The 12,794-nt window shown below is 52.0% G+C and carries 10 protein-coding genes; 1 reads left to right on the top strand and 9 read right to left on the bottom strand.

Translation table 11 applies throughout. The annotated features are described in order from the left end of the window. Window positions 1–22: 22 nt before the first annotated feature. From tdcD to tkt, 8 genes are all read right to left on the bottom strand, one after another. The gene (gene tdcD / locus F3J26_RS18270) at window positions 23–1,231 is read right to left on the bottom strand and encodes a propionate kinase (protein ID WP_008461581.1); all 1,209 of its coding nucleotides are present in this window, start codon (window positions 1,229–1,231) and stop codon (window positions 23–25) included. A 36-nt stretch (window positions 1,232–1,267) separates the two neighbouring features. After that, on the bottom strand, window positions 1,268–2,599 hold the full coding sequence (tdcC, locus tag F3J26_RS18265; RefSeq protein ID WP_008461579.1) for a threonine/serine transporter TdcC: 1,332 nt from the start codon (window positions 2,597–2,599) through the stop codon (window positions 1,268–1,270). A gap of 15 nt (window positions 2,600–2,614) precedes the next feature. Beyond that, the gene (tdcB, locus tag F3J26_RS18260) at window positions 2,615–3,613 is read right to left on the bottom strand and encodes a bifunctional threonine ammonia-lyase/L-serine ammonia-lyase TdcB (RefSeq protein WP_008461576.1); all 999 of its coding nucleotides are present in this window, start codon (window positions 3,611–3,613) and stop codon (window positions 2,615–2,617) included. A 101-nt stretch (window positions 3,614–3,714) separates the two neighbouring features. Continuing rightward, window positions 3,715–4,653, bottom strand: coding sequence for a transcriptional regulator TdcA (gene tdcA, locus F3J26_RS18255; RefSeq protein WP_166995252.1), 939 nt, complete (start codon window positions 4,651–4,653; stop codon window positions 3,715–3,717). 402 nt (window positions 4,654–5,055) lie between these two features. Beyond that, window positions 5,056–6,135, bottom strand: coding sequence for a class II fructose-bisphosphate aldolase (gene fbaA / locus F3J26_RS18250; RefSeq protein WP_008461574.1), 1,080 nt, complete (start codon window positions 6,133–6,135; stop codon window positions 5,056–5,058). Window positions 6,136–6,232: 97 nt separating this feature from the next. Further along, window positions 6,233–7,396: a phosphoglycerate kinase gene (gene pgk, locus F3J26_RS18245; protein WP_008461573.1), complete on the bottom strand. Its 1,164-nt coding sequence runs from the start codon at window positions 7,394–7,396 to the stop codon at window positions 6,233–6,235. 21 nt (window positions 7,397–7,417) lie between these two features. Continuing rightward, on the bottom strand, window positions 7,418–8,464 hold the full coding sequence (epd, locus tag F3J26_RS18240) for an erythrose-4-phosphate dehydrogenase (protein WP_008461572.1): 1,047 nt from the start codon (window positions 8,462–8,464) through the stop codon (window positions 7,418–7,420). Between the two features lie 327 nt (window positions 8,465–8,791). After that, a complete protein-coding gene (gene tkt, locus F3J26_RS18235) occupies window positions 8,792–10,783 on the bottom strand; it encodes a transketolase (protein ID WP_166995250.1) in 1,992 nt (663 codons plus the stop codon). A 268-nt stretch (window positions 10,784–11,051) separates the two neighbouring features. Here tkt and loiP point away from each other — a divergent pair, with 268 nt between their 5' ends. Next, window positions 11,052–11,810, top strand: coding sequence for a metalloprotease LoiP (gene loiP / locus F3J26_RS18230; protein WP_008461569.1), 759 nt, complete (start codon window positions 11,052–11,054; stop codon window positions 11,808–11,810). A gap of 36 nt (window positions 11,811–11,846) precedes the next feature. Here loiP and speB read toward each other — a convergent pair whose 3' ends face one another. Next, window positions 11,847–12,767 (bottom strand): agmatinase, encoded by a 921-nt coding sequence (speB, locus tag F3J26_RS18225; protein ID WP_008461568.1) that lies wholly within the window; start codon window positions 12,765–12,767, stop codon window positions 11,847–11,849. Window positions 12,768–12,794: the final 27 nt, after the last annotated feature.

The following is a 12,794-nucleotide window of genomic DNA, read 5'->3' as shown; positions in this document are numbered from 1 at the left end:
ATCCTCTGTACCGCAAATAAAATTAAGCGAATGCCGCAAGCTCCGATGCCTTGCCCAATTCACGGGCATCAAGAGCAATCATTTTTTCTTCGTTGGTCGGAATAACTGCACACAGTACTGCCGAGTTCTGGGTTGAAATAACACGCTCGCCGTCAGAATTAGGCCGCATATTTTTTTCTTCATTCAGTTCGAAACCGAATACCCGTAAATGTTGAATAACCAGACGGCGAATAAGCGCGGAGTTCTCACCAATGCCGCCAGTAAAAATTAGCCCATCAAAATGTGGCAGCGAAGTTGCGTGCCCGCCGATGGTTTTGGCAATACGATGTACAAAGGTGTTGATAGCCAACTCCGCGCGGGTATCCCCCTGCTGCCAGGCTTTTTCCAGCGTCCGTAAGTCAGAAGATATACCTGAAAGCCCCAACAACCCTGACTCGGTATTTGCCACCTGCTCAAGATCGTCCAGCGACTGCCCGGTCTGCCTTGCCAGCCACACCATCGCCCCAAAGTCGACATCGCCGCAGCGTGTCCCCATGATCAAACCTTCCAGCGGCGTCATCCCCATCGAGGTATCAGCGCTTTGCCCGTCAACAACCGCGCACACTGAAGCCCCGTTGCCCAGATGAGCAATCACCAGCCCCAATGAACGCCCTTTCAGTTCAGGTAGCTCGCTTGCCTGCATGGAAACATAGCGGTGAGAGGTCCCGTGGAATCCATAACGCCTGACGCCGTGCTCGTTGAAATAGCGATATGGCAGGCCGTAAAGATAGGCTTCAGGTTTCATCGTCTGGTGAAAGCTGGTATCAAACACGGCAACCTGCGGCACGCCAGGGAAGCGCAGCCTGGCCGAAGCCACGCCACTGAGATTGGCATAGTTGTGCAGCGGCGCGAGAGGCGAGACCGCGCGGATTTGCTCCACGACGTCGTCCGTAAGCAATACCGACTCGCCAAAAATCGCCCCACCGTGAGCAATGCGGTGGCCTATATAGGCCACGCTTTCGGTCAAATGACGTCTTTCAAGCTCGAGGGAGATTGCCGCCAGCGCATCCTCATAATCAGAATGCGCCAGCTTCACCGGCTCACCGCTATTAACGATAAGCATTGCGGCTTCGGTATTTATACCTTCGCAAATACCCGTTAAAAGTGGCTCCATGGTTAACTCATCCAGCACGGAGAATTTAACCGAAGATGAACCGCAATTTATGGTTAATATTACCGGATATTCATTCATATTAACGTTCACTCATCCTGAGCCAATGACAGTTAATTACAAGATTTTGTATACGATGTTAAGGATCGTCAGTAAGCCGATCACGGTAACAAAGATATTTTCACTTCTGCCTTTGTATTTGCTCAGCGCCGGCACTTTGCGAATCGCGTACATCGGCAGCAGGCAAAGCAACGAGGCAATGATCGGGGCGCCCATCGCTTCAATCAGGTCAAGAATATTTGGGTTGGCGTAGGCGACAACCCAGGTTGACCCCATGATAAACACCATGCTGATCAGATTAAGTTTGCCCTCGGAAACCTTCGTTTTGTCACTCTTATAGCCAAACTTCAGGACCAGGCCATTCAACCCTTCCAGCGTGCCCAGATAGTGGCCGAAGAAAGATTTGAAAATAGCGACCAGGGCAATAATCGACGCGCCATATTCCAGCACCGTGGCAAAAGTAGACTTCGAACCAGAGAGTGAAGAGAAATGGTTAGCAAGATAGGAGAGCACCGGGATGTTCTGCGCTTTTGCTTCGGCCATATTCTGTGGCGACAGCGTGAACAGGCAGCTAAAGGCGAAGAACATCACCACGCCAACCATCAACATGCTGGCACGCGAGATGATTTTTGAGCACTTGTCTTCGGTATAGGCTTTCCCGAAGTCCGCTTCGTACTCTTCACGCTTCGACACCACAAAGGAAGAGACGATCGGCGAGAAGTTAAAGGAGAACACCATGATGGAGATCCCGAGCCACACGGTCACCAGGATGCCGTCATGGCCGGTCAACGCGATTTCACTCAGGTTCACCTGATCGATAACCGCTGAATTCCAGTAGGGAATAAGCGACAGGGAAATAATGACCAGGCTGGCGATAAACGGGAACACAAGCCAGCTCATCACCTTCACCATCAGATCCTTACCAAAGAAGATGACAAAGGCCATCAGCATCAGCAGGAATAGCGCTACCAGCCCACGATTTAAGGGCATCAGCTGGAGCTGATTTTCCCAGAAGGTCATGAAGGTGTTAGTAATGGTGACGCCGTAAATCCACAGCAGCGGGCAAATCGCGAAGAAATAAAGGAAGGTGATAACGACGCCCCCCGTTTTACCAAAATGCTCCTCGACAACTTCGGTGATATTCCCCGACGGATTGCTGCCGGAAAGGCACAGTCGTGCCAGCGCGCGGTGGCAAAGGAAGGCTATCGGATAGGCAAGAACAAGCATGATAAGTATTGGGATAAGCCCGCCGTAGCCCGCGCGAATCGGGAAAAACAGGACCCCAGCGCCAATGGCGGTACCAAACAGACCTAAAGTCCAGGTGGTATCGGACTTACGCCACAGGGAGGACTCTTTTTGACCAACAAGGGTTGTTTCTACATTACTCATAATGAAGATCCTTATTTAGACCAGGCAGGCTTCCGCTGCGCCAGTAATTTCAGAAACACGAGACAAATCGATATTTCCACCAGAAATAATACTCACGGTTTTCCGGCCTTTAATGTACTGGTCAAGCTTGCCGCTTAATAATGCAGCAGAAGCCAGTGCACCAGCACCTTCAGTGACAATTTTGTTTCTCTGAATAAGTGCGACCATACTATTTCTGATATCGTCTTCACTGACCAAAATAATATCGGTGACTAATTTTTTAACGATTTCGAAGGTTAGCTTTCCTGGGCGGGCAACGTCACAGCCGTCAGCCAACGTGCTGCCTGCCCGATACGCGGTAATTTCACCAGTACGGAAAGAGGAAGCCATGCCGTGGACGTTTTCCGCCTGCACGCCAATAATATTAATTGTTGGATTAATGGATTTAATGGCTACCGCAATGCCGGCAATCAGGCCGCCGCCGCCAATCGGCACAATCACGTTATCGACGTCGTAAAGGTCCTCAAGAATTTCCAGGCCAATCGTCCCCTGCCCGGCAATGACTTTTTCATCATCGTAAGGTGGGATAAAGATACGCCCTTCCGTCTCAACAATTTCGCTGACCTTGGCGATGGTTTCGTTAAAATTATCGCCGTGGATAATCACTTGAGCTGAATAGTCAGTCGTGGCGGCAACTTTTGACTTCGGTGCACCTTTAGGCATCACCACTTTGCCGTTAATACCGAGCAGCGCACATGACAATGAAACACCCTGAGCATGGTTACCCGCAGAACAGGCCACCACGCCCCGGGCTCTTTCTTCTTCACTCAGTGAACTGAGTTTATTGAAAGCACCGCGCATTTTAAACGAACCGGTACGCTGCATGTTTTCAAATTTCAAATAGATGTCGCCCTTACAGCATTCGCTAAGATAATTAGAGCGAGGCATCCCGGTTTTATACACAAATCCAGATATTCTTTTTTTCGCTTCAAGAACATCGTTAATTGTGACTGGCAATTCATTATCTATATGCATGTTAATCTCCGCATCAAAGCAATAAAAGATATTCGTAGCGAATAATAAAAAACTCGCCTTTTTAATTTAATGAGTGATAAAAAGTGATTATGCTAAGTAAGCTAAGCCACCACCGTTAATTTATTAAATTGATATTTACTACGCACTGAATGCACTTTGGCTAATTCAACCAGAGTCGCCGCTGATTTTTTTATACGGCAATTTTTCGACCATACCGCAGCATAGCGTGCAACAGGTAATTCATCCGTTAATGGAATTTGAACAAACTCCTGAGAGCCAAAAGGTGCGATCATTTCACGGGGAATAATCGTCAGGAAACCGGCGGTCAACACCATGTTATAAATGGTGACAACTGAGTCGGTTTTAATGATTTTATCGCTGGTGATATGGTTCTGTTGCAGGATGGTCAGAAGTTCACTGTAGTAGCCCATTTCGGTTTGAGGCAACACCCACTGCTCATGGCTTAATGAGCGGAGCGTCATCACGCCTCCGCGCGTTCGTGTTCGTCCGGCTACCAGAACAAACTCTGATTCAAACAGGGGTTCGATATGCAAATCCTGAAGCAGCATCTCATCGCTCAGCGTACCGATGGCAAAATCCAGCCTGCCGTCACGTATCGCCGGTAAGAAGGAGCAAAGTTGGGCTTCAAACATTGAAACTTCAGCCTGTGGATACTGCTCTTTAAAGGCTTTCATGATGCCCGGCAGGAAGGTAAAACCGATAAGTGAAGGATAGCCGAATGAAACATCTACCGCTTCGCTACCGACCAGACTGTTCATTTCGTTGCACATGTTGCGCATTTCGCGGGTAATCGACTCGGCGTAACCGAGCAGTACTTTACCGGCAGCCGTAAGCTGAACACCGGTATTTTTGCGAATGATAAGCTCCAGACCAAACAAGGCTTCCATATCGCTGATAATTTTACTTACCGCAGGCTGAGTCAATCTTAGCTGCTTCGCCGCAGAGCCAAATGAACCACTTCTTACCACTTCCTGAAATACAACCAGGTGCTGTGTTTTAGGTAATGTCGTATTATCCATAAAGCGCCATGCCTAATAAGTTATCAATGGCGGCGATCTTACGTATTCTCCCTACTATGTTATGTGCGGCGACTCACAAGAGCTCAACCCTCATCAGTACAACAAGCAACCAAATAAATATAAACCCATAAATAACAATGAGTTAATTTTTTATAATTTGCTATTTCCATGATTAAGGTCAACCTAAACATCCTGAATAAAAGAAATTTATGGAGATAATAAATTCATATAACCAGCCATAAACTCTTATTCAGACTGAAAACTTATCAATATTGACGTTTATTTACTCAGAGTAAGGTGCATAAAACAAAGAATTAAAAATGGCTGCAAATATTACGCTTATATTTGAATATAAAAAAACCCGCCAAGGCGGGTTTTTATCGAAGCAAATATTAGCTCAAATTACAGAACGTCTACCGCGTTCAGCTCTTTGAATGCCTGCTCCAGGCGAACGATCATAGAGGTCTGAGCTGCGCGCAGCCAGACACGTGGATCGTAGTATTTTTTGTTCGGCTGGTCAGCGCCTTTCGGGTTACCCAGCTGACCCTGCAGGTAAGCTTCGTTTTCTTTGTAGTAGTTCAGGATGCCGTCCCAGGTTGCCCACTGGGTATCGGTATCGATGTTCATTTTGATTACGCCGTAGCTTACGGAGTCTTTGATTTCCTGAGCAGAAGAACCGGAACCGCCGTGGAAGACGAAGTTCAGGCTGTTGTGCGGCAGGTTGTGTTTCTTAGAAACGTATTCCTGAGAATCACGCAGGATGGTCGGGGTCAGAACCACGTTACCTGGTTTGTACACGCCGTGTACGTTACCGAAGGAAGCTGCGATGGTGAAACGTGGGCTGATTTTGCTCAGTTCGGTGTAAGCGTAATCAACGTCTTCTGGCTGGGTGTACAGAGCAGAAGCGTCCATGTGGCTGTTGTCCACGCCATCTTCTTCACCGCCGGTGCAGCCCAGTTCGATTTCCAGGGTCATGCCCAGTTTGGACATGCGAGCCAGGTATTTGGAGCTGATTTCGATGTTTTCTTCCAGAGACTCTTCGGACAGGTCAATCATGTGGGAAGAGAACAGTGGTTTACCGGTAGCGGCAAAGTGTTTTTCACCCGCGTCCAGCAGGCCGTCGATCCACGGCAGCAGTTTCTTAGCGCAGTGGTCAGTGTGCAGAATAACCGGCACGCCGTAGTGTTCAGCCATCTGATGTACGTGGTGTGCACCAGAGATTGCGCCCAGGATAGCAGCACCCTGTGGAACATCAGTTTTCACGCCTTTACCAGCGATGAATGCAGCACCGCCGTTAGAGAACTGAACGATAACCGGAGATTTTACTTTCGCAGCGGTTTCCAGAACGGCGTTAATAGAGTCGGTACCGACGCAGTTAACGGCTGGCAGAGCAAAGTTGTTCTCTTTTGCTACCTGGAAGATTTTCTGTACGTCGTCGCCAGTTACAACACCTGGTTTTACGAAATCAAAAATTTTAGACATGTTGATGTGTCCTGTAGGCCTTGGAAAAATCGAATCACCGTCCTGAATCTTGCCGGGCGGCAATAAATCAACGGGCAGGTTACCCTGCCCGTAGGAATTACTTCTTAGCGCGCTCTTCGAGCATTGCTACAGCTGGCAGTACTTTGCCTTCCACGAACTCAAGGAATGCGCCGCCACCGGTAGAGATGTAGGAAATTTTGTCTGCGATACCGAACAGGTCGATAGCGGCCAGAGTGTCGCCGCCGCCTGCGATAGAGAAGGCTTCGCTGTCTGCGATAGCACGGGCAACGATTTCGGTCCCTTTACGGAAGTTAGGGAATTCGAACACGCCAACCGGGCCGTTCCACAGAATGGTTTTCGCGTTTTTCAGGATCACGGCCAGTTTCTCAGCGGAAACGTCGCCCATGTCCAGAATCTGCTCTTCGTCTTTGATGTCGTTCACAGACTTCAGGGTTGCGGTCGCAGTTTCGGAGAACTCAGTGGCCACACGCACGTCGGTTGGTACTGGGATGTCGCAACGGGTCAGCAGATCTTTAGCGGTATCAACCAGGTCTGCTTCGTACAGGGATTTACCTACGTTGTGGCCCTGGGCTGCAACGAAGGTGTTCGCGATGCCGCCGCCAACAATCAGCTGGTCAGCGATTTTGGACAGGGAGTCCAGCACGGTCAGTTTGGTAGAAACTTTAGAACCGCCAACGATAGCAACCATTGGGCGAGCCGGCTCTTTCAGAGCTTTGCCCAGTGCTTCCAGTTCGTCAGCCAGCAGCGGGCCTGCACAAGCAACGTCAGCAAATTTAGCGATGCCGTGAGTAGAGGCCTGCGCACGGTGTGCAGTCCCGAAAGCATCCATCACGAACACGTCGCACAGTGCAGCGTATTTTTTGGACAGTGCTTCGTCGTCTTTTTTCTCGCCTTTGTTGAAGCGAACGTTTTCCAGAACAACCAGCTCACCGGCAGCAACCTCTACGCCGTCCAGGTAATCTTTTACCAGACGAACCGGGTTAGACAGCTTGTCTTTCAGGTAGTTAACCACTGGCAGCAGAGAGAATTCTTCGTTGTACTCGCCTTCGGTCGGACGACCCAGGTGAGAAGTCACCATGACTTTAGCACCCTGTTTCAGCGCCAGTTCAATGGTCGGCAGAGATGCACGGATACGCGCATCGCTGGTGACTTTCCCGTCTTTAACCGGCACGTTCAGATCGGCACGGATGAATACGCGTTTGCCCGCCAGATCCAGATCGGTCATCTTAATTACAGACATGGTGAATCCTCTCGTTGATTCTTAAAGTTTTGCAGACGCAACGTGCGCCTTACCTGAAATCCATTGAGCCATAACCAACGTGGTGTCGAGCATCCTGTTGGCAAAGCCCCATTCGTTATCACACCAGACTAGAGTTTTAATCAGATGTTGCCCACTGACCCGCGTTTGCGTGCCGTCGACGATTGCACTGTGCGGATCGTGGTTAAAATCAGTAGAGACCAACGGTAATTCCGTATAGTCAACTATACCATGAAATGCTTCCTGTGCCGCTTTTTGCAGCAAGTGGTTGACTTCACATGCATTTACTGAATTTCTGACCGTCACGCTCAAATCAATAGCCGTCACGTTTATCGTGGGAACGCGTACCGCGATCGCCTCAAAACGGTCATTAAATTGTGGGAAAATACGCGTGATACCGGCCGCAAGACGCGTATCCACCGGAATGATCGACTGACTCGCCGCACGAGTGCGTCGCAAATCAGGGTGGTAAGCGTCAATCACCTGCTGATCGTGCATGGCCGAGTGGATAGTAGTGACCGTCCCGGACTCAATGCCAAACGCTTCATCCAGCAGTTTAATGATTGGAATAATACAGTTTGTGGTGCAGGAGGCATTGGAGACGATACGGTGGCTGTCTTCGACCTGCTCATGGTTCACGCCGTAGACGACGGTTGTATCGAGGTCGTTACCGCCAGGGTGTGAGAACAGGACTTTCTTCGCCCCTGCCGCAAGGTGGGCTTCACCGTCAGCGCGGGAGCCGAACACGCCGGTGCAGTCCAGCACGATATCAACGCCCAGTTCACGCCACGGGAGCGCTTCAATGGTCGGTTCATGCAGCAGGCGAATGCTGTCATCGCCCACAAACAGGACTTCACGCTCCTGGCGAACATCCCAGGCAAAGCGACCGTGGCTGGTATCGTACTTCAACAGATGCGCGATACCCGCAGCGTCTGCCAGTTCGTTGATTGCTACCACGGTAATTTCCGCACGGCGACCAGATTCGTACAAAGCACGTACCACGTTGCGCCCAATGCGACCGAAGCCATTAATAGCGATGCGTACGGTCATATCTCTCCTGCCAGAATCCCTGGGATTTAGTGGCTGACAGAGTAATCCAGCAACCGCCTGAGGGGAATCCTCGCACTCATGAAACTGCACTTGTTTGCTTAATTGTCGAACATTTATTCGACTGAAACGCTTCAGCTATGTTAAGCGAAAGCGGGAATAAAAGGAACGATACCCCAACATGCTCCGCTCAACTTCTGATGTACATCACAGTTTTGGTGGAATAACTGCAACTGAGCGCCCCGATGGTGGAATAAAGAACAGGGTATAAGTGGAATAATCGGCATAAAAAAGGGCCGCCGAAGCGACCCTGATAGTTAGCGAGACGGATTACAGAATCGCTTTAGCCTGTTTCACCACGTTTTCCACGGTGAAGCCAAACTCTTCGAACAGCAGTTCCGCTGGAGCAGACTCACCGAAGGTGGTCATGCCCACGATAGCGCCGTTCAGGCCAACGTATTTGTACCAGTAGTCAGCGATGCCAGCTTCGATAGCCACACGAGCAGAAACGGCTTTCGGCAGCACGGATTCACGGTAAGCCGCATCCTGCTTGTCGAACGCGTCGGTAGACGGCATGGACACCACGCGCGCTTTCACGCCTTCGGCAGTCAGCTTGTCCCATGCGGCCACCGCCAGCTCAACTTCAGAGCCGGTAGCGATGAAGATAAGCTCTGGCTGACCTGCGCAATCTTTCAGCACGTAGCCGCCGCGAGCGATGTCTTTCAGCTGCTGCTCGGTACGATCCTGCTGAGCCAGGTTCTGGCGGGAAAGGATCAGCGCGGTCGGGCCGTCGTGACGCTCAACGCCGTACTTCCACGCGACTGCGGACTCAACCTGGTCACATGGGCGCCAGGTGCTCATGTTCGGGGTCACACGCAGGGAAGCAACCTGCTCAACCGGCTGGTGAGTCGGGCCATCTTCGCCCAGGCCGATGGAGTCGTGGGTATACACCATCACCTGACGCTGTTTCATCAGCGCAGCCATACGCACCGCGTTACGGGCGTATTCTACGAACATCAGGAAGGTAGAGGTGTACGGCAGGAAACCGCCGTGCAGGGAGATACCGTTGGCGATAGCGGTCATACCGAATTCGCGCACGCCGTAGTGGATGTAGTTCCCGGCGGTATCTTCGTTAATTGCTTTAGAACCAGACCAGAGAGTCAGGTTAGAAGGCGCCAGGTCAGCGGAGCCACCCAGGAATTCCGGCAGCAGCGGGCCGAACGCTTCGATAGCATTCTGGGACGCTTTACGGCTGGCGATCTTGGATGGGTTAGCCTGCAGCTTAGCGATGAACTCGTTCGCTTTTGCGTCGAAGTCAGAAGGCATTTCGCCTTTCACGCGGCGAGTGAACTCTGCGGCTTCCTGCGGGAAGGCTTTCGCGTAGGCAGCGAACTTCTCGTTCCATGCGGCTTCTTTAGCCTGACCCGCTTCTTTCGCATCCCACTGCGCGTAGATGTCAGAAGGGATTTCGAACGGTGCGTGGTTCCAGCCAAGCGCTTCGCGGGTCAGTGCGATTTCTGCATCACCCAGCGGGGCGCCATGAGAGTCATGGGTACCGGCTTTGTTCGGGGAACCGAAACCGATGATGGTTTTGCACATCAGCAGGGATGGTTTGTCGGTCACCGCACGCGCTTCTTCTACTGCACGTTTGATAGCCGCGGCATCGTGGCCGTCTACACCGCGCACGACATGCCAGCCGTAGGCTTCGAAGCGTTTTGCGGTATCGTCGGTGAACCAGCCTTCAACGTGACCGTCGATGGAGATGCCGTTGTCGTCATAGAACGCAACCAGTTTACCCAGCTTCAGGGTACCAGCCAGGGAGCAAACCTCGTGAGAGATGCCTTCCATCATGCAGCCGTCACCCATAAATGCATAGGTGAAGTGGTCCACGATGTCGTGGCCAGGACGGTTGAACTGTGCCGCCAGCGTTTTCTCTGCGATAGCCATACCGACCGCGTTCGCAATACCCTGACCCAGTGGGCCAGTCGTGGTTTCAACACCGGCGGTGTAGCCCACTTCCGGGTGGCCCGGAGTCTGGGAGTGCAGCTGACGGAAGTTTTTCAGCTGTTCAATCGGCAGATCATAACCGCTGAGGTGCAGCAGGCTGTATATCAGCATAGAACCGTGGCCGTTGGACAGCACGAAGCGGTCGCGGTCAGCCCAGGATGGGTTCTGTGGGTTATGGTTCAGGAAATCACGCCACAGGACTTCGGCAATGTCGGCCATGCCCATAGGGGCACCCGGGTGACCGGATTTGGCTTTTTGTACTGCGTCCATGCTGAGCGCACGAATAGCATTGGCAAGCTCTTTACGAGAGGACATTTTGACTCCAGATCGGATGGTTGAAGGTCGCGCCTTGACTACGATGCGTTATGGGCTACGCCCGAAAATGTGACAACAATGTACACCAGGGGAATGGTCATGTACATGCGGCGTGCCGTTGACAGGGTAAGAAATCTCTGGATAACGCTCGCAAGTTGCGCAACCTGATGCGCAGGCCATTTATTCTTCTTTATACTGGTTCTGGAGCCGCCACGCCTGCGGTAAATCCGATTCTGTTTTTACCTATTATAAAGAAAGGAAAATGGCCATGAAGATGCGCCCAATATTGTTGAGCCTGAGCGTCGCAGCCCTGCTGAGCGGCTGCCAGGGAATGGATTCCAACGGGCTATTGACCTCTGGAGCCGAAGCTTTCCAGGCCTACACTTTAAGCGATGCGCAGGTGAAAACCCTGAGCGATGATGCCTGTAAGCAGCAGGACAGCAAAGCTACGATAGCCCCGGCAGACAGCCCATACACCCAGCGGCTGAACAAAATTGCCTCCGCGCTGGGGGATAACATCAACGGTCTGCCGGTTAACTATAAAGTTTATGTGACCAAAGACGTCAACGCCTTCGCCATGGCGAACGGCTGCATCCGCGTCTACAGCGGCCTGATGGACATGATGGACGACAACGAAGTTGAAGCGGTGATTGGCCACGAAATGGGGCACGTCGCGCTGGGCCACGTGAAAAAAGGGATGCAGGTCGCGCTCGGGGCTAACGCAGCCCGCGTTGCTGCCGCATCCGCAGGCGGCGTGATTGGCAACCTGTCGCAGTCTCAGCTTGGGGATTTAGGCGAAAAACTGGTGAACGCTCAGTTCTCCCAGCGTCAGGAATCTGAAGCGGACGACTACTCTTACGATCTGTTGCGCAAACGCGGCATCAACCCGACCGGTCTTGCCACCAGCTTCGAGAAACTGGCTAAGCTCGACGAGGGCCGTCAAAGCTCCATGCTGGACGACCACCCGGCGTCTGCCGCTCGTGCCCAGCATATCCGCGACCGCATGGCAGCGGATGGGATTAAATAAAGCGATACCGCCCCCAACGGGGCGGTATTTAAAGGCTTATTCGCCTTTCTTGGCCGCCTGGATATACAGCATTTCCAGCGCCAACGTTGCCGCAGCCAGCGCGGTGATTTCAGACTGGTCGTAGGCCGGAGCCACTTCCACCACGTCCATCCCCACGATATTCAGATCTTTCAGGCCCCGAACCAGCTTGATAGCACGATCGGACGTCAGGCCACCAATCACCGGCGTACCTGTTCCCGGCGCAAACGCGGGATCCAGGCAGTCGATGTCAAAGGTCAGGTAAACCGGCATGTCGCCGACGATCTGCTTAACCTGGGCAATAATGTCGTCTACGCCGCGATCGTTAACCTGGCAGGCATCCAGCACGGTGAAGCCGTTATCTTTGTCGAACTCGGTACGAATACCGATCTGCACGGAGTGGTTCGGATCGATCAGGCCTTCGTTTGGCGCGGTGTAGAACATTGTGCCGTGGTCGAACTCGCAGCCATTCGCGTAGGTGTCGGTGTGAGCATCAAAGTGAACCAGCGCCATTTTACCAAAGTGCTTCGCGTGAGCACGCAGCAGCGGCAGAGTCACGAAGTGGTCACCGCCGAAGGAAAGCATACGCTTGCCGGAAGCCAGCAGACGCTCAGCGTGCGCCTGGAGATTTTCGCTCATCTCACGGGCATCGCCGAAGGCGTAAACCAGATCGCCGCAGTCCACAACGTTCAGACGCTCGCGCATGTCGAAGTTCCACGGGAAGCGGTTCCCTTCCCATGCCAGGTTGGTGGACACCTGACGAATCGCTGCCGGGCCATGGCGGCCGCCTGCGCGACCGGAAGTTGCCGCATCAAACGGAACGCCGGTGATCACCCAGTCTGCATCGCTATCGTACGGCTGGAAATTCAGCGGGAAACGTAAAAAACCAAAGGCATTAGATACCAGGGAGTTATCGTATTTGTGGCCTAAGGTGCTCATTGTCTGACCTCTCGGTTGGGGTTAAAA

This window comes from Enterobacter sp. Ap-867, assembly GCF_011752855.1.
GTDB lineage: Bacteria > Pseudomonadota > Gammaproteobacteria > Enterobacterales > Enterobacteriaceae > Cedecea.
The sequence above is the reverse complement of the archived record's forward strand: the minus strand, read 5'-3'. Positions and strand labels throughout refer to the sequence as shown.